The 16,645-nt window shown below is 59.4% G+C and carries 17 protein-coding genes and 3 pseudogenes; 11 read left to right on the top strand and 9 right to left on the bottom strand.

Features of this window, described 5'->3' with window-relative positions:
* The 3 genes from CVS28_RS19240 to CVS28_RS20265 all read right to left on the bottom strand — a co-directional run.
* Positions 1–1,315: NHL repeat-containing protein (locus CVS28_RS19240; protein WP_133159210.1), on the bottom strand; the 1,315-nt coding region annotated here is incomplete at its 3' end.
* Positions 1,316–1,802: 487 nt separating this feature from the next.
* Entirely contained in the window at positions 1,803–2,264 is a 462-nt protein-coding gene (locus CVS28_RS19235) for a response regulator transcription factor (protein WP_103482507.1), read from the bottom strand.
* A gap of 311 nt (positions 2,265–2,575) precedes the next feature.
* Entirely contained in the window at positions 2,576–2,827 is a 252-nt protein-coding gene (locus tag CVS28_RS20265; protein ID WP_243399983.1) for a hypothetical protein, read from the bottom strand.
* A 460-nt stretch (positions 2,828–3,287) separates the two neighbouring features.
* Between CVS28_RS20265 and CVS28_RS19225 the strand changes: the two genes are divergently transcribed.
* Together CVS28_RS19225 and CVS28_RS19220 are read left to right on the top strand one after the other, a co-directional pair.
* Positions 3,288–4,181, top strand: a complete 894-nt coding sequence (locus CVS28_RS19225; RefSeq protein ID WP_165788217.1) for an NmrA family NAD(P)-binding protein — start codon at positions 3,288–3,290, stop codon at positions 4,179–4,181.
* Positions 4,178–4,525 (top strand): annotated as a pseudogene (locus tag CVS28_RS19220) (NAD(P)-dependent oxidoreductase); the annotation flags it as partial. The gene CVS28_RS19225 and the pseudogene CVS28_RS19220, both read left to right, overlap by 4 nt.
* A gap of 471 nt (positions 4,526–4,996) precedes the next feature.
* Here the strand turns inward: CVS28_RS19220 and CVS28_RS19215 are convergent.
* The 3 genes and pseudogenes from CVS28_RS19215 to CVS28_RS19200 form a co-directional block, all read right to left on the bottom strand.
* Positions 4,997–5,872 (bottom strand): annotated as a pseudogene (locus tag CVS28_RS19215) (IS3 family transposase); the annotation flags it as partial.
* A gap of 17 nt (positions 5,873–5,889) precedes the next feature.
* Complete coding sequence (locus CVS28_RS19210; RefSeq protein ID WP_103465912.1) at positions 5,890–6,180, bottom strand: transposase; 291 nt, start codon at positions 6,178–6,180, stop codon at positions 5,890–5,892.
* 767 nt (positions 6,181–6,947) lie between these two features.
* Positions 6,948–7,937 (bottom strand): nitrilase family protein, encoded by a 990-nt coding sequence (locus CVS28_RS19200; RefSeq protein ID WP_243399982.1) that lies wholly within the window; start codon positions 7,935–7,937, stop codon positions 6,948–6,950.
* 126 nt (positions 7,938–8,063) lie between these two features.
* Between CVS28_RS19200 and CVS28_RS19195 the strand changes: the two genes are divergently transcribed.
* A complete protein-coding gene (locus CVS28_RS19195) occupies positions 8,064–8,945 on the top strand; it encodes a LysR family transcriptional regulator (protein WP_103465915.1) in 882 nt (293 codons plus the stop codon).
* A gap of 407 nt (positions 8,946–9,352) precedes the next feature.
* Here the strand turns inward: CVS28_RS19195 and CVS28_RS19190 are convergent, their stop codons facing one another.
* Positions 9,353–10,168, bottom strand: coding sequence for an NAD-dependent epimerase/dehydratase family protein (locus CVS28_RS19190; protein ID WP_103482501.1), 816 nt, complete (start codon positions 10,166–10,168; stop codon positions 9,353–9,355).
* Between the two features lie 376 nt (positions 10,169–10,544).
* On the opposite strand from CVS28_RS19190, the gene CVS28_RS19185 reads away from it, so the two are divergent.
* From CVS28_RS19185 to CVS28_RS19150, 8 genes are all read left to right on the top strand, one after another.
* Entirely contained in the window at positions 10,545–10,934 is a 390-nt protein-coding gene (locus CVS28_RS19185) for a hypothetical protein (protein WP_103482500.1), read from the top strand.
* Positions 10,935–11,303: 369 nt separating this feature from the next.
* Positions 11,304–11,921: a recombinase family protein gene (locus CVS28_RS19180; RefSeq protein WP_103482499.1), complete on the top strand. Its 618-nt coding sequence runs from the start codon at positions 11,304–11,306 to the stop codon at positions 11,919–11,921.
* Between the two features lie 446 nt (positions 11,922–12,367).
* Positions 12,368–12,763, top strand: a complete 396-nt coding sequence (locus CVS28_RS19175; protein ID WP_103465918.1) for a cupredoxin domain-containing protein — start codon at positions 12,368–12,370, stop codon at positions 12,761–12,763.
* Positions 12,764–12,771: 8 nt separating this feature from the next.
* Entirely contained in the window at positions 12,772–13,242 is a 471-nt protein-coding gene (locus CVS28_RS19170) for a hypothetical protein (protein WP_103465919.1), read from the top strand.
* 165 nt (positions 13,243–13,407) lie between these two features.
* Positions 13,408–14,181, top strand: coding sequence for a CHRD domain-containing protein (locus CVS28_RS19165; protein ID WP_165788216.1), 774 nt, complete (start codon positions 13,408–13,410; stop codon positions 14,179–14,181).
* Between the two features lie 34 nt (positions 14,182–14,215).
* On the top strand, positions 14,216–14,914 hold the full coding sequence (locus tag CVS28_RS19160; RefSeq protein ID WP_103466018.1) for a sortase domain-containing protein: 699 nt from the start codon (positions 14,216–14,218) through the stop codon (positions 14,912–14,914).
* A gap of 48 nt (positions 14,915–14,962) precedes the next feature.
* Positions 14,963–15,604 (top strand): hypothetical protein, encoded by a 642-nt coding sequence (locus CVS28_RS19155; RefSeq protein WP_103482498.1) that lies wholly within the window; start codon positions 14,963–14,965, stop codon positions 15,602–15,604.
* A gap of 50 nt (positions 15,605–15,654) precedes the next feature.
* Entirely contained in the window at positions 15,655–16,104 is a 450-nt protein-coding gene (locus CVS28_RS19150; RefSeq protein WP_103465921.1) for a cupredoxin domain-containing protein, read from the top strand.
* A 43-nt stretch (positions 16,105–16,147) separates the two neighbouring features.
* On the opposite strand, the pseudogene CVS28_RS19145 reads toward CVS28_RS19150, so the two are convergent.
* Together CVS28_RS19145 and CVS28_RS19540 are read right to left on the bottom strand one after the other, a co-directional pair.
* A pseudogene (locus tag CVS28_RS19145) lies at positions 16,148–16,345 on the bottom strand (Tn3 family transposase); the annotation flags it as partial.
* Positions 16,346–16,448: 103 nt separating this feature from the next.
* Positions 16,449–16,645, bottom strand: a 197-nt coding sequence (locus CVS28_RS19540; protein ID WP_133159162.1) for an ASCH domain-containing protein, incomplete at its 5' end; no start/stop codon positions are given.

The raw sequence follows: 16,645 nt of genomic DNA, 5'->3' as shown, positions 1-16,645 counted from the left end.
AAACCGGCTTACCGTCACCGTCAAAGAGCTTCACCGTGGTCGGATCAAGGTCGCCCTTGTCATTACCCAACACAGGAACCTTCACAGCAGAACCCTGAACATTATTCAGCGACTCATCCTTCACAGCACTAGGGGCCGGGTATGGTGCCGTGGTGAAACTGCAGGAGACGTTTTGCACGCCTTTGGGAATGGTAAAGGACCCGGATGCGCCGGGGCCGGAGGCGATGACTGCATCAGTGGCAGGATCTACGCACTTCCAGGAAGTCTCATAGAGTGCTGGATTGGTTGTCCCGGCGGGTGTCTGTTCGACGGTGTAGGTCTCACCAGGAAGAATGAGTAATGGGCCCACAATCTTGGATTCATCGTCGCCGGTCGTCGTGACTGTGTTGCCGGTGCTGATTCCGCCACCGCCGATAGTAACTGTGAACTGGTCTGTGTCATTGATGCGTTCCGCGGGTAGTTCAACCTGGACGGAACCGGTGAACGGCAGTGACCGGGAGCCGAGGTCGGTGATGGCGACGTCAAGAGTTTTTCTCTCAAGGACCTGGCCGGTGACCGGGTTGACCCTGAGGAAGCCGTTGGCTCCGCCGCCGGCGACGTAGAGGAAGCCATCTTTGGCAAAAGCCATGGAATTTAGCGCTACACCGGTCGCGATTTGCGGGCCGACTTTGACAGCCGCTCCTCCACCGGAGGTCAGTTGGCCTGCGTCCACACGGTAGATCTGACCCGCCGCGGCACTGCTGGCCACGAAGTACATGTTCCCGAGGCTGTCGAATGCGAGGTCACCATTGCCGCCCGGAGGGGCGTCCGCTGTGACGGGGATTGTCGTCGTTGCAAGCTTGTTCGTTGCAGGGTCGAATGTCTTGAATACGAAGTTGTTGCCGCCTCCAGCAGCTTGCCCGCCGAAGTAGAAGATACCGTTGGTGGGATTAACTCCACCCATGGTGTTGGGCACCGCAGGGGTTGCCCTGGCGGTGGTCTCCCAAAGCTCGGTCGATGCCGTGTATTCGAAAATGCTGGTGCCGTTGGTTAGCAGGAGCTTGTTGCCGTCGTTGGTGAGGCCAATTTGGTTTAGCCCGGTCACTCCACCTGGCACTTGCAATACAAGTGAGGTCGTGCCCGTGGCCAGATTAACAGAGACGATGTTGGAACCACCCGACTGAGTGGCGTACATCCCTGTGTCAGGGAAAGCAGCAGCCGCGAACGCAGCCTGCGGGATGATAATGAAAGCCCCGGTAACTAAGGCTGCGGCCAGCCCTGCACCGCCAGCCTTCTTCAGGTAACTGTTGCCGACGGATTGTTTCGGTGATCGCAAGATTTAATTCTCCTCGGGCGGGCAAATGTCCGCTAAGTACTTTTTTGTTATTTTTTTCTACTTAGAAAATCTAAGGTACAAAACAAGCTACAAAAAATCTCACGAGGATGACACCTATGTGCCTGTTGGCCGAACCTTAACCTCAACCACTGCACCAGCCACGGTGTTATCCATAGCAGTTCGATACACTCTGCACGATTGTTACGTTTCATTACGACCAATGACGGCGCCTGGCCACTTTGCTTCATCACCCGTTGGCTCAAGACAGTCTGCCTTGTCTTCACCTACCAACGAGCAGACATGATCTGAAGCAGTCACGTAGAGGGTTGGCGACGGATGGGCTCCGGGCGTTAGATCGATGTTAAGATTTCAACGAAGTGGAGAGCGCGGAACTCGGGTCATTCAACCCACTTTGAATACTTCAACACCTTGGTTCGGCTCTCTTCGCTTCACCTGCTCGTAGCGTCGGGAACGACCCCCGCATGGATTACTCGACGAATTCGGCCACCGCAGAGGGCCATAACATTTCACCCGATCGGCCCTGCTCGGAGCCCTTGGGGTCCGATACGTAACATACGGCTCGATTCACCGGACATAGCTGGTCAGCGGTTTCCTGTAACTGTTGGGGTTGAAAGGGTTTGGTCAGGTACGCGGCCGCCCCTGAGGATATGCTGGCCACCTCATCATCGGTCCCCGCGCGGCCAATCAGGAACAGCAACGGGGCCTTGGATACCCTCCGGATCTGGCGTGCGACTTCGTGGCCACTCATGTCAGGTAACCCGATATCCAAAGTCACCAGCACAGGATCCAGATTTCCTGCAGCTACAACACCTTCTGCACCCGAAGCGACAGCATGGACTTCGAACCCCGATCGAGTCAAAATAGCGCTGATCAAATCCCGAATGTCCCAGTCATCTTCGATAACTAGACAAACTCCTCGCGAACTCATGGCACCCCCGGCGCAGTCAGCCCAAGTCTAAACTCAACCAAACTGCCATAGTCAACCCGATCCCTGCCAGCGCCTGCCAGTAAGACCCTAAGCGGAGCGATACAGAAATCCAGACCAAGGATTCATCAGCTTCCCAGGCTCCGCATGCAGCCAACACTTCCCGAACCCAGGGCATCCCCGGATCGCACCAGTGAGGGTTGTCTATAAGGGACACCGGATCAGCAAGTAAGGCAACGGAATAGCGGTAGCCCTTCCCATAAGGAATGAGGTTCAGCTGATGNGAATGAGGTTCAGCTGATACGCCTAGCTGGTCAGTTCACTGAGACGAGCGTTGACCAGGCTACGTCGATCACACATAGACCACCATCTGTCTCACGGTAGAAGACGTTTCCCGGATAGTCGGTGCCGGGCACTGCGCCCTCCGGGAGACCTTCGAGGTTGATGCTCCACTGAGGGTCGAGCGCCACTTGGTCGTCCCAATACTCCGGGGAAAACTTTTCCGGTTCACCCGCCGAGAGCCCTGACCAATCGCTGGGCGTGCCGAGATCTGCTACGGAATCCATGCAATCAATGTCTGACGTTTCACCCGAAGCTAAGTCACTCACGAGCTTCTCGGTCGTTTGAATCACCTGGGCGCCATCGCCTCCCCAGATCAGTGGGTCAATTGAACATCCAGTCAATAGTGCCGCGAGAGCACCCAGTGAAAGTCCGTAAACGGATCTGCGAATCGGTGTCATGCTTCGAATCTACCCCCCACACCTACCCGGCCTGCCATGAAAAACAATCAACGGAATGTAGCGCCCGGTAAAGGTTCCGCCTGCGGATGCCTAAGAGCAGTGTCCAGGACTCCGGGCACCAGTGCCGTCGGCTTCGGAAAATGACAGTTATTGAGCTCATGGTTACCTGGGCAAAAATGACCGTTTTGGGTGGGTGCGTTCAGTAGGACGGAACATGCCCCATTGGATCGGGAACTATCAGGGTGCGGGCTTGGTAACCTCAGAAACAGTGAAAGAAGGAGTTCTGATGGTTGAGGAATTGATTCTGGTGACCGGGGCTACGGGCAATATCGGCCGGGTCGTGGTCGATCAGTTGTTGGCCGCGGGGCTGCGGGTTCGGGCCGCGGGTCGAACGGTGGAGTCTGTGAGGGGAATGTTTGGGCTGCGGGTTGAGGCCGTCGCTATGGACTTCACCGACGAGGCGACGTGGCCCGGGGCATTTGCTGGGGTCAAGCGCATGTTTCTGCTGCGTCCACCACAGTTGGGCAAGCCGAAGAAGCAAATCGTTCCCGCCCTTGAATATGCCCGCGCCCAGGGCGTCGAGCAGGTGGTGTTTTTGTCCCTGCAAGGTGCGGAGAAGAACAAGGTCGTCCCGCACGCATCCATCGAAGCATGGTTGCGTACTTCCGGTGTTGACTGGACCTTTGTGAGGGCTTCCTTTTTCCACCAGAATCTTTCCACAACACATTTGTCCGATATCCGCGACCGCGATGAGCTCCTGATCCCGGCCGGCCGGGGAGCGACAGCGTTTGTGGATGGGGAAGACGTCGGAGCCGTAGCCGCCGCCGCGCTGCTGAACCCCGCCGGTCATCGCAACACCGCCTGGACCGTCACCGGGCATGAAGCCCTGACCTATGAACAGATCGCACGGATACTGACTCGTGAGCTTGGCCGCCCCATCAGGTACGCCAGGCCCGGCATCCTCCGATACCTCCGACACGCGCGTCGAACCCTTGGCATGCCGTGGGGCATGGTGTGGGTGACGGCCGCCATCTACACCACAGCTCGTTTTGGATTGGCCGATGCCTTGACCGATACCGTGCACGAAGTATTAGGCCGAGATCCGATCAGCTTCGCCGAGTTCGCGCATCGGGAACGCGAAATCTGGACCTTACCGGCGCCCACAAAGGAGAATCCATGAAAATCGCGGTTCTGGGAGCTACCGGTCGCACCGGCAGCCTTGTCTTGGCAGAAGCACTCTCACGCGGACACCAGATCACCGCACTTGCCCGTAATCCCAGCATGCCGGGGCGTTCGGACGTGGATACAGTCGAAGGTGATATCGGCGACCCAAACGCACTTATTCGCGTCTTCGAAGGAGCCGACGCGATGATCTCGCCGATTGGTGCCCGCTGCCGCGCCGTAGATCTGCACACCCTGCTCGCCACGAACAGCATCCACGCCATGACAGCCACGGGCGTGAAAAGGTTCGTCGGTGTCAGCGTCGGAGGCCTCGATGTCCCCGGCGACCGCAAAGGGCCCCGCGACCGGTTCATCGGAGTCTTGGCACGTACCCTCGCCGGGGCGGCATCGGATGACCGGGAACGCGAATACCAAGCATGGCAGGCCAGTGACCGTCGTGGACGCTACTGAGGGTCCCCCGCCTCATCGACGGCGACACCAGCATGCCGGCAATCGTCGACCCACACATCCCGCCGCGTAAGACCGTGCTGCACCGTTCAGCGCTTGCGACGTTGCTGCTGGACTGCGCCACCACCGATCAATACATGCAGCAAGCACCCTTCGCCGCCGACAGCTGACCTACGCACACAACACAATCCCGCACGCTGGCCCCCGGGACCGTCTCAGAACCGATCGTTTGTGAGCGTTCGTTAGTCTCATGGATTTCCGTAGTGCATTCGAGTGGCCTCGGCAGTCAGATCACCTGGTTCTCGCCCTGTATCGATAGTATGTGGTGTGTCAAGGATCTGGGACAGCTCGTTTCGTTTTTTTGGGTTAGGCACCAGCGGGTAGCTGTTGGTTTTGGGCGGTGTGGTTGGCCATTGCTGTACCTGGCGGCAGGCCACCATTATGGGTGTGGGGCCGCCAGCGGTTGTAGAAGGCCTCGACGTAGTGCATGGTGGCCCGTCTGGCTTCCTGACGGGTCGGGAAGCTGTAGTGATGGTGGAACTCGTTCTTGATGGTCGAGAAGGCGGACTCGGCCACGGCGTTGTCCCAGCAAACACCGGCTAATCCCATGGACTGGCGGACACTGTTTCCTGCGCACCAGGCACCGAATTCACGGGACGTATATTGTGTCCCATGGTCGGAATGGAAAATTGCGTTAGCCCTCAGATGGCCTCTATCTCTGGCCATTTCCAGGGCACTGACACACAAGGATGCGCGCATGTGGTCAGCCATGGCCCAGCCCACGATCATGCGGGTGCACAGGTCAATGACGGTGGCTAAGTACAGCCATCCTTCACCGGTGCGCAGGTACGTGATGTCACCGACCAGACGGGTACCAGGCGTTTCTGCGGTGAAGTCCCGGCCGATCAAGTCCTTGAAAACCTTGTCCGGATCGCAGGGGGTGGTGGTGCGTTTGAAAGCCCGCATCCGCCTGGCCTGCCACCCGTTCTCGGCCATGATCGTAGCCACCGTTCCCACGGATACCTCCACCCCGGCGGTGGATAGTTTCGCATGCACCATCCGGTGGCCAAAGATCCCATCGGAAGAATCAAAGACGGTCTTGACCTGATCGGTCAGCTCCAGTCGGCGTAAGCTCGTCGGTGTCGCTCCGGCGTCTTTCCATCGGTAGTACGAGGATCGTGGGACTCCTAGTTGCCGGCACATCCAGGATACTTTCTCTCCGGCGTTCTCCTCCTGTTGAACAAGACGATAGCTGGTATCTACCGTTGTTCTTTGGCGAAGAACGCCGACACTTTTTTCAAGAACTCATTCTCCCGCTCCACTTCCCGCAGTCGGGCTTCCAAAGCCTTATATTTCGAGGCATCCACCGGCTGCTCAGGCTTCACAACGGCACTTCCTGGCACTTCATGGGCGAGCTTCACCCATCGTTTGAGGGCGGTCAGGGAGATACCAAGTTCAGCAGCCACGAGCGCTAATGAGCGGCCGGAGGAATCAACCAAGGCCACGGCATCGGCTTTGAACTCATCGGAATACGTTGGACGAGAAGACATAGGAACAATCCTTTCAGGAACTGTCCCACATCAGTACTACACCTCAAGCGTTGGAGAACTGAGCTGGTGCTTGAGGGCGAGCTCAGACTGGGTTCCTTCACCATTCAGGAACTGACGGACAAGGGCGAGTTTGAACTCGAAGCTGTACACCGGTCTGGTCGGTTTACTTTCCAACGTCGATCTACCCCAAATCATGAATCGTTCCCGAAGACTCCGGGTGGCCTTGGCGCTAACGTTCAGTTTTGAGGCTACAGCGTAGTACCCGAATCCCTCCTCGAATAGATCAAGGGCGGCCAACCGCTGAGCGGCGGTCAAGGAACTTTGTGGACGCAAGAAAAACTCCCCGGAAGTGATGGAACTGAATTATTCAGTCCAACTTTCGGGGTGCATTTCACTATTGGGGGACGGTTGGCCACTTCGGTTCAGACACTTCAAGGACAGTCTGACAATTGGCTTGGCATCCCACTCCCCGACCACAACCAGGCAACCCACAAATAGGGTTCCCTGACAGCACCAGCACCCCGGCCCGGCCCGGCACCTGGTCAACCAAATATCTCCCCATAGAAACCAACGCGCCCTAGAGGCGCACACAAAAGTTGCACAAGATCCCGAGCAACTTCTTAGGCGCTCCGTGTCCGGCCCGCAGCGGTAGCGCGTCGTGTTCCATCGCACCGATCGCCAATGACGGTGGGTACCGCTTTTGGCGCGGCCCATCTGCGGCGGAGGCTGGGCCAGCTGTCTAGTTACTGAATGGTTGTTCGAGGTCCCTACTGAATTTTGACTGGGTCTGCTGAGAAGCGTGCGGCGCGGACATCGAACTCATTGCCCTGCTTTTGGTTCAGGATGGCGTAGAGCTCTGGTCTGCGCCCTCGGATCCACCGTCTGCCGGTTGAAAGGGGAATGAGGCCGAGATCGAGATCGGCGGTAACAATAGCTTCGTCAGCGACCCAGGTTTCGGCGATGATCGAACCGTAGGGGTCGATGATCATCGCATTGCCTGTGCGGATCTCGTTGTCGTCGTGACCTACGCCGTTGCTAAAGAGAATGAAGATTCCATTGTCGTGGGCGCGGGCTGGTAGCCACCGCATGAGCCATTCGCGGCCATGTGGGCCGCGAATGGCTGCTTGGATCGCGTCGGGATCTGCTGCGCGGTTTTCCCAGAGGGTGTCAGGGATGGGTTTCATTCCGCGCGGGCTCGGGGAGTTGGTGCCTCCGGTTTGGTGGGGTGCCAGGAGTACTGTCGCGCCCAGGAGCGCGGTTGCGCGGGCGTTTTCGACGAGGTTATTGTCCCAACAGATCAGGATTCCGATTTTGACCCCCCAAGGAGTGCCAAAGACCGTAAACCGTGAGCCGGATTCGATGGCCTCGTGTTCGAAGGCGTGGATCTTTCGGTGTGTATGTTGGGATCCGTCGGGAAGGCATACCGTATACGAGTTGTAGAGCCGGCCGTCTCTCCCGGCCTCCAAATAACCGACGCCGATGCCCACACCTAGTTCACGGGAGAGCCCGCTGACCACGCGGATGCTTGCACCGTCGTCGGGTTCGGCAAGCTCCTTCAAGCGCTGGGTCGTTTGCCTGCGAAGATGCCAGTAGCCAATCAGGCACATTTCCGGAAAAACGACCAGCTGCGTTCCATCCTCTGCTGCCATGGTCGCCAACCGACGAATGGCTTTCAGATTGAGGTCCGGTCGGTCAGGGACAGCTTCGAACTGCACGGTTGAGGCGCGAAGGGTTAACTGTGGATCGTTGGACATCATGTCTCCTCGGTGGGTGTTGAACCTCTCCCATGCTTGCCAATCCCATGCATTCTGTCTATTGAAACTTTGGTGGGTTTCGATTCCATGCTGGAATGCAATTTAGTAGAATTCCGATAGGGTTGCAGCATGGAACTCCGCCTGTTGCGCTCATTTATAGCGGTCGCCGAAACCCGGAACTTCGGAGCCGCGGCGAGAGCGCTGATGACAACCCAGCCCGCCCTCACCAAGCAGATTCAGGTTTTGGAACGGCAGACAGGAAACACGCTGTTTACCCGGGGGCGCCACGGCGCATCGCTGACCGCTGCCGGCGAGGCTCTACTGGCAGACTCGACTGATCTGGTGCGCAGGGCAGACGCTCTGGCTTTGCGTATGGAGCGCGTGGCAATGGGCGCCGAAGGTGTACTCAATGTGGGCTTCGGGATGTCCACCATCGACGTTGCGCCCCGCTCCGTAGCGGCCTTCCGGGAATGCCACCCCGCGGTGGACATCAGGCTTGAAGACATGTCCTCCTCTGTGCAGTTCGCCGCCATCCGCGAAGGTTCCGTACACGTTGGCTTTGTTCGGCTCCCCGCCCCGCCTGAAATGGGCACCAGAGTGATTCGCCGTGATCAGCTTGCCCTTGCTGTCCCCTCCGGTGAGGCAATTCCGGAACCTGATCGGAGTAGTTTGCGAGAATGCCTCCAAGACCGCCCGCTCATTCGTCTGCTGAAGGACAGGGGGCCAGGGCTGGCCGCTCAAACCAACGAACTGTTCACCGATCTGGGATGTAGCCCGACCGTGATGTACGAGACCTCCGACTTGTTGACAGTATTAGCTCTGGTCGCGGCAGGAGCAGGCTGGTCACTGGTACCCGCCAGCGCCTCAGCGATAGTCCCGGAGGGGGTCCAACTTATCCCAATCGACCTAGAATCCGCAGTCTGGAGCGTCGGAACTGCATGGCTCCTCAAGAGCCAAAGCCCCTTGGTCCCCCTGTTCCTCCAGTCAGTTGAGACCAACGTAAAAGGATGACGCAACCGGTCAGCACCCGGGACTGGGTACGTCGCGAAACTGGCATCCGTCGTCTTTAAGTACCGGACCCGAACGCGCCATCGCGTATCGACTGCGTCCAACGACGAACGATACCCAGACGAACGATACCCACTCTCAGCTACCCGAAGATGACGAGAGACGTGTTCCACTTCCAAGGAAGTGGGACACTGCCGGAAGGGTGGCAAGTCTCATGATTCGTGGATACCCGGCCTCGGCATTCACCTGCCGTGGGCGGGTCCTAAAGTCGTTCTACAGCAAGCCGCCCTGGCGGCCTTTTTGCGAGGGATTAAACTAGTTCTTGCCTTTGGCTGAGGGGCGGGGAGCATCCGTGAGTGCTTCCCTTCTGTTTCCGCCTGCTCGAACGTACTCGAGCCGGTGGGCAGCGATCACTGCCCGGCACTCGGGGTCGTATTGTATTGGCGCGAGAGGGTGTATTCGGGAGAGGCGAAGGCTCCTCCTTGCGGTCTTGTGGGCTCTCCTGAGATCTCTGGTGCGAAGTTCTCCGCGTCGTCTTGAGGATGGAAGCCAATCCGTGTGCCCGCTTCCAGGTCCCACCAACGTCGGGTATTCCGGGACACCGCGTAGTACGTGGTGAACTGGTAGTCCCCGGCGAGTGCCGCATTGAATGCGCGGGTGCAGTCGTCGTGGCTGAGCCACGTGCTCAGCTCGCGGGGTGTGCTGGGTGAGGCTTCGAAACTACCGATACGCAGGCAGGCGATTTCCAGGCCAAATATATCCGAGTACAGACGGCACAGTGTTTCTGCTGCGGCCTTGCTTACACCGTAGAGACCGTCAGGACGGAATGGCTGCTCGGGACTGATAGTTCCCTCGCGAGGGTAGAAGCCCGTCGCCCGATTGCTGCTGGCATAGACGACACGCCTAATCGAGTGCTGTCGGGCGGCTTCGAGCACGTGGTGGGTGCCAAGGATGTTTGCCGAAACGAGATCGGCGAAGTCTGCCTCGTCGGCGATTCCACCCAAATGGATGATCCCTGTGACTCCCTCAAGCGCAGCGTGAACGGTATTGAAATCACGAAGATCGACAATGAGGCTCTTTTCGTTGGGAGGAACCGGGCCCGGATCGATGATGTCGAGCAGGAGTAAATTGCCGAGCTGGGAACCGAGTGTGGTCCGTAGATGGCGGCCTACTTGTCCTGCCGCACCCGTGATCGCCCAGAGCGTGGGCTTTGTCGAAATGGTCATGCTATTCCTGTCTTTTGATCATCGGCACCTCAGAACATCGCCGTGCCGGGAATACCCAAATTGAAGCCCCGCTAGGGTTTCGGCCGCCGGCTTCCAGTTGAGCCACCAAGGTAAGCCGAATGCACACAAACGCTACCAGTCGCCAGCGACAACCCGCCGCCTCAGATCGGATGCCCCCTCGTGATATATCCGTCCCAGTTCGAAGGAACTGGGACACTCCACCAGTGAGACTGCTTTGGTCGTGAAACACTGTCATTTTCAAGAGGCGAGTGCACGCCTTTCCTGCTGGAATAGACTCGAATCCAGCAGGATATAGAGACTCTCGTGGATAGGGCCGGGCGCTCGAACATCGGACGGAAGAATGAAGGATTAAGGCATGGATGCAACTCCCAAATTTGTCAGGTACCAGGCAACCCAACTGGATGAGCGTGGGATCTACGACGGGATATTTGGTTTGGCCAACAGACTGGCAAGAAACGGCCAGCTCAACGCTGAGGACTACCAATGGTTGCAGGACGCGAATGCCTGGTACGACGACACCTATGCCGACCCAAACCATATAGACCCCACCGTCTACGACCGAACTCATAATCCGCACGCCCAAGCATGGTTCAAAATCAGCGCAACGCACCTGCTGGCCAGGGTTCCCGGTTACCTGAACCTGCTGGACCGCTACGGGATGCCATGGGAAGAACTTCGTTCATCAGCCCCGGGGCATGTCCTCTATGAAGACGATGTTCAGGTTGTTGTGGACCCGCACCGCTGACCCGCCCTAACCAGGGATGGCCGGAGGACGCCAAAGCCGCCAACGAGTCCTATCACTAGGCAGAGGGCCAACTCGCGGCCACAAGGGCTACCGCGGACGCTCGCCCAGCCGAACTGGCCCGCACTTTGAAAGGGCAGGGCTACACGCTCAAGGACACGGCCAAGGAGATGCATTGCGGAAGTACCCGTGTCCCAGTTCCAAGGAACCGGGACACTCCCCCGCTGGGACTCCACCACCAAAGAAACATGTCATTTTCAGTACTCGTCTGCAAAGCGGGCCGCTTGTTTCCGGGGTTGTGCAGGCGAGTACTGAAAATGACACCACGAGCAACAGTTGGAATTGCAGTAGGCAACCACTGTTGCAAGACACTTGGAGAAGGAAAAGGGCAAGCTCGTCGGGTATGCACGAGTATCGACCAGGACACAAGACACCGATCGGCAAACCACCGATCTGCTCGGCGCCGGAGTCCGCCACGATGACCTCTACGCCGACCACGGAGTAAGCGGAGCCAGGAACAGCCGACCCGGATTCGAAAAGGCCCCGGAAGCTCTCCATGACGGCGACACCCTCGTCATCACCACCCTGGACGGACTCGGCCGCTCAACCACCAACATGCTAGGCCTTGCCAAAGCGCTGCGGCAGCGAGGAATCGGGCTGCGGATACTGCGCCTGGGCGGCGGCGACGTCGATACCGGCACCCCCATGGGCTCAATGGTCTTCACGGTCATGTCCGCCCTGGCACAAATGGAACTCGACATCAAACACGAACGCATCACCGATTCAGTATCCAAACGCCGCGCCGCCGGCAAAGACCTCGGCGGGCGACGGGCACGCTTCACCAACAGCAAAATCGAAAACGCTCTACGCCTCATCAACGCCGGCCAGCCAGCAACCCATGTTGCCCGGGACCTTGGCATGTCCAGAGCAACCCTCTACCGACGGATCGCAGAACTCGGAGCCCAACACTGGATCAACACCCAAAACTAACCACTCACGCAACCCCGGTCTAGGTATCAGACCAGCTACTTGTCGGGTAGGGACAGCTCTAGGAGTACCGGGCCAATGAACGCCTCAATCGCGAGCTTGGAAGTCGGACAGACGTGGACGGGATCTTCCCCGACAGGAACTCCCTCATCCTACAATCCCAGACCGTCGGCACCCCAGCCACGAAGGAGGCTGAAACGATCACCGACATGGCGCTCAGAACCCAAACAAACCCCGGATCACGTATCAACTGTGTTACGCCACACATTTAGTCTTGACCAGACGACTTCCTTCGGACATCATGGAGCCAATTGGGTTGGTTATTCCGCTAGTCCCCGGCGGGCAGTCCTTGAGCGCAGGTGAGATGAATAGCGCGTGAGGGGGTTGTTTCCTGATGGGCGCGCCATCTGGCGGGTGCGGGACAACATTCCTTATTGAAGGGGATTGTCATGAGAGCGATCAACCGTATTCTGGCCCTAGCTGGAATCGTATCGTTGGCGGCCATCGCCGGCTGCGCAGCTCAGGAAGGGGACTCTTTCACCCCGCCGCCCGCGGCCAGCTCCGCTGCCCCGTCGGCTGACGGATCGGCGCAGGCTGGTGAGGCGGATATCACGATTCTGGACTTCGCCTATGAGGTTCCGGAGTCGGTTAAGCCGACGGCGATGGTGACGGTAACGAACGCTGACATCGCCCCGCACACGCTGACTGTTAAGGACAAGGGCGGATTCGACATTGAGGTCCCGGGCGGGGCAACGGTGACCTTCCAGGCCCCGGATGCCCCGGGTGAGTACAAAATTATTTGCAGCTTCCATCCGCAGATGAACGGGACGCTGGTCGTGAAATGACCCGAGAAATGAGCCGGCCGGAACTAGAATCGCATCTACGGTTTCTGTGGGTGCTGCGTGTCGGTGTCGCGGCGGGCCTGGTGGTCAGTGCCGTGATCCATGTCCAGCTCGCCCCGGGCTACCAGCAGGGTGCCCCGGGCGGACTCGGGCAAGGCACCTTGTTTCTGATCCAGGCCGGAGCCGCGGTCCTGGCCTCGGTGTTCGTACTAGTCACGGGCTCGCGCACCGCTTTCGCGGCCGCCGCCGTAGTTGCGTTGTCGTCTCTGGTCGCGGTCATCCTGTACCGGTATGTCCAGGTCCCGGCTATTGGGCCGCTGCCCTCAATGTATGAGCCGGTTTGGTACGCGGCCAAGGTTATATCGGCAGTCGCTGAAGCGGTCGCCGGGGCCCTGGCGGTGGCCGGTTACGCCCTGCTGCGCAAGAACCAGTCGGGATCGGGGACGGCTACTCGGGGCCGCCGTGGCGCCTCGACTAATTGAACCAGACAGATCACGGCCACCTGAACACCCACGCCTCTCTGGCCTACCTGAATCATGTGGCGCAATTCACGTTCTTACCCATCCTTTTCTGGTAGCGTCTCGAAGTACCGGGATCCCATCCCCGGCGAGCCAACATCACACGAATGGGTATGAGGAGATTTTTCGATGAAAAAGACACTTCGCTTTATGGCTGTTTCCACCTTCGCTTTGGCCGCTCTGGCCCTTTCCGGTTCCCCCGCGATGGCAGCGGATCAGTCTTACCAGTCGACCTTGGGCCAGCTCAACGGCAGCGCAGGCGCCGGCACCATCACAGTTGATGTCACGGGCAACCAGGCCCACGTTGTTCTGAAAGTTTCGGGTATGCCGGCGACGTTCATGGACGCCCCGTACCCGCACGTCCAGCACATCCACGGCGGCAAGCAAGGCACCTGCCCGGACCCTTCGGCCGACAAGGACGGCGACCAGGTCATCTCCACCACTGAAGGTGACCCGTTCTATGGCCCCATCGTCACCACCCTGTCCACCAGCGGCGACACCAGCCCCGCAGCAGGCCTTGACCTCAAGGTTGGTGGCCAGGGCGCCGCGTACACCGTTGACCGCACGTTCGAACTGAACCCCGAAACCCAGGCGGCCCTGAAAGCGGGCACCGCCGTGGTCGTCGTCCACGGCCTTGACCCCGCCACGCTCAGCGCGGCAGGTCAGGCCGCCAAGAGCGACCTTGCACCGACCCTTCCACTTGCCGCCACTTCCCCCGCCTTGTGCGGGACCTTGCAGGCCGGCCAGATGAAGATGCCGGCAGGCGGCGCTGACACCGGCGTGACCGCCGAATCCGGCACCGACACCGGAGCCCTCGCTATCGGCGGTGGTTTGGCTCTGATCGCCCTCGCCGGCGGAGCTTACGTCATCCGCCGCCGCCGCAGCAGCGAATCAGCAGCCTAAGCAAGGGCTGACTGGACCCATCACTGTGACACTCATGAATCCCGGCCACCGCAGAGGCCCCCTGGCCTCTGCGGTGGCCGGGATTCTGCTCCTGCTCACCGTGGCAGGCTGCGGCGCAGGAAACAACGGAACGCCCGACGACAGCTCCCCAACTTCCGCTTCCGCCTCATCTCCGGTATCACCCGGCATGTCCGCGGCTCCGACACCTGCTACAGCCACCCCGCCGCCCGTTGCCGCCGTGGCGTCCCCGCCCGCACAACAGCTTTCGCCGGTGATGAACGCGTCGGCACCCGTCACCCTGACCATTGCCTCAATCGGGGTTCGGACGGACCTTCTCCACTTAGGGCTGCGGGAGAACGGCTCCCTAGAAGTACCGGAAGACACCGGTGACGGCGCACCCGCCAGCTGGTACAACGGCTCCCCCACACCCGGTGAACGGGGACCCTCCGTGATGCTCGGTCACGTCAACGCCTTCGGCGGGAACACCGGGGTGTTCGCGGACCTCCGGAAGCTCAAAAACGGCGACGAAATCAACGTGTCCCGAACCGACGGCAGCATCGCCGTGTTTATCGTTGACCGCGGAGCCCTCTACAGCAAGAACGAATTCCCCACCCTTGAGGTCTACGGGAACACAAAATTCGCTGAACTCCGGCTCGTTACCTGCGACGGCTACGACCCCGCCACAGGCCTCTTCGACGACAACTACGTCATCTACGCCAAACTCAAAACCTGACAACGGCTCTCGCCTGCAGAAGCAGGAGAGGGCACGGATGGATAAGAAATGAAGAATCGAAACCAGGCCCTGGCCGCCCTGGCCGTAGCATCGATGCTGCTCTCCGGATGCGCCGCAGCTACCGGGTCCGTTTCCGCCCCGTCAGCGGTTTCGGCGACGGCCCCGTCCGCAGCGTCACCCGAAGCAGGGCACACTGACAGCCAGGGCGGCGGGCATCACGGCGGGGGTACGTCCTCGCCCGGTGCCACCAAGGACGGGCCCAGCGATGCTGCCCTGATGGTCTGCGGGGACCAGCCGATGGACAGGCTCACGTCCATCCTGAACCTGAAGGAGGACCCGCACACCATCAACGACTGGGCCAACAATACCTTCACCTGCACCTACCACTTGAACGAGGGCGCACTGACAATCTCAGTCCATGAGGCCGTCGACAAGGCGTCCGCCCTAACCTACTTCAACGCGATGCAGGCCCTGGCCAAAGACGCCACACCCATCGAAGGCCTCACGAACCTCGGCTTCCCGGCCTACGAAACCGACGACGGATCAGCGGTGTTCCAAAAAGATGCTTTCGTCCTGCACGTGGACGCCACAGACCTGCCCGCAACCATTGGACCGGAGAACATCACCAGGAACGCCCTTGCCTACCAGCTCTCCTCCACCATCCTCGCCTGCTGGATCGAACACCCCTGACCCCATGCGCAACCCGACACCCATTTTCGGTGCCCATGAAAGGTTCACCCATGAAAGCAAACACCAGAACCGGTAGCAGGATCGGACTTGCGGCAGCAATAGCAGTGCTGGCCCTGTCCGGCTGCGGAAACCCCGGCACCTCCGGGGCAGACACAACAGCCTCGCCCACACCAGCGGAACAATTCCAGTCACCTCCTTCCACCACCACAGACACCTCTCCCTCAACCTCCGGCCCGGGCACAACACTCGCGGCGGCCCCGGAGAAAATACTGATCAAGGGCTTCAAATACCAGGGAACGGAAACCGTGAGCCCCGGAGCCGAGATCACCGTCACCAACGAAGACATCGAAGCGCACACCATCACCGCTGACACCGCCAACGCGTTCGACGTCAATATCCAGGTCGGTACCACCACCTTCACCGCCCCCACCGAACCCGGGGCCTACCCTTACCACTGCAACTTCCACGGCAACATGAAAGGCACCCTCACCGTGAAATAACTCCCGGCAGAAGGGGTCGCCGCAGAAAACGGAAAATCGTACGCTAAGGCCGTCTGCCGTGACTCAGGGGTCTGAATTTGCCTGTGCCGGGCATGGCGTTGTTGCGCCAGGTGTGGTCGCCAGTGAGGTTGATGTGTTCCCAGCCCAGTGGTGAGAGGTATTGAAGGAGAGCTTCACGGGCTTCGTGGTCGTGACTGCCGAGTGCATGTGCGGCTCTTTCGAGGTAGACAGTGTTCCAGATACATCATCGGGCAAGGCGACGTTGGCGCTTACACGTGACTGTCCCGCAGAGGGTTCCCGTATCGGGCAAAGTCGTTGCGCTACCGCTCAGAAGTGAAGGCGAATCAGGCAACTTCAAATGCGACTACGCCGACCTCATCTTCATCGGAGAGCGCAGGATAGTGAGAACGAAGTCCGCGGCGAAACTCCTCGACGGATGTTCCGGGTGCAAGACCAGCTTGTTCAGCTGTCATCTGATCGAGCTGATGGTATTGAACTTCTGTCACCCGTCCATCCAGTGTTCGATGCTCGGCGTCGTCCT

It is taken from the genome of Arthrobacter glacialis, assembly GCF_002909415.1.
GTDB classification, from domain to species: Bacteria; Actinomycetota; Actinomycetes; order Actinomycetales; family Micrococcaceae; genus Specibacter; species Specibacter glacialis.
Note: the sequence above shows the minus strand (reverse complement) of the source record. Positions and strands in the feature narration are given on the sequence as shown.

What these genes read in the sequence shown, in the direction of transcription:
- CVS28_RS19190 (WP_103482501.1), bottom strand. Translation starts at nt 10,168, where the DNA reads ATGACCATTTCGACAAAGCCCACGCTCTGGGCGATCACGGGTGCGGCA.
- CVS28_RS19235 (WP_103482507.1), bottom strand. Translation starts at nt 2,264, where the DNA reads ATGAGTTCGCGAGGAGTTTGTCTAGTTATCGAAGATGACTGGGACATT.
- CVS28_RS19160 (WP_103466018.1), top strand. Translation starts at nt 14,216, where the DNA reads ATGAATCCCGGCCACCGCAGAGGCCCCCTGGCCTCTGCGGTGGCCGGG.
- CVS28_RS19170 (WP_103465919.1), top strand. Translation starts at nt 12,772, where the DNA reads ATGAGCCGGCCGGAACTAGAATCGCATCTACGGTTTCTGTGGGTGCTG.
- CVS28_RS19175 (WP_103465918.1), top strand. Translation starts at nt 12,368, where the DNA reads ATGAGAGCGATCAACCGTATTCTGGCCCTAGCTGGAATCGTATCGTTG.
- CVS28_RS19210 (WP_103465912.1), bottom strand. Translation starts at nt 6,180, where the DNA reads ATGTCTTCTCGTCCAACGTATTCCGATGAGTTCAAAGCCGATGCCGTG.
- CVS28_RS19200 (WP_243399982.1), bottom strand. Translation starts at nt 7,937, where the DNA reads ATGATGTCCAACGATCCACAGTTAACCCTTCGCGCCTCAACCGTGCAG.
- CVS28_RS19185 (WP_103482500.1), top strand. Translation starts at nt 10,545, where the DNA reads ATGGATGCAACTCCCAAATTTGTCAGGTACCAGGCAACCCAACTGGAT.
- CVS28_RS20265 (WP_243399983.1), bottom strand. Translation starts at nt 2,827, where the DNA reads ATGGATTCCGTAGCAGATCTCGGCACGCCCAGCGATTGGTCAGGGCTC.
- CVS28_RS19225 (WP_165788217.1), top strand. Translation starts at nt 3,288, where the DNA reads ATGGTTGAGGAATTGATTCTGGTGACCGGGGCTACGGGCAATATCGGC.
- CVS28_RS19165 (WP_165788216.1), top strand. Translation starts at nt 13,408, where the DNA reads ATGAAAAAGACACTTCGCTTTATGGCTGTTTCCACCTTCGCTTTGGCC.
- CVS28_RS19195 (WP_103465915.1), top strand. Translation starts at nt 8,064, where the DNA reads ATGGAACTCCGCCTGTTGCGCTCATTTATAGCGGTCGCCGAAACCCGG.
- CVS28_RS19155 (WP_103482498.1), top strand. Translation starts at nt 14,963, where the DNA reads ATGAAGAATCGAAACCAGGCCCTGGCCGCCCTGGCCGTAGCATCGATG.
- CVS28_RS19150 (WP_103465921.1), top strand. Translation starts at nt 15,655, where the DNA reads ATGAAAGCAAACACCAGAACCGGTAGCAGGATCGGACTTGCGGCAGCA.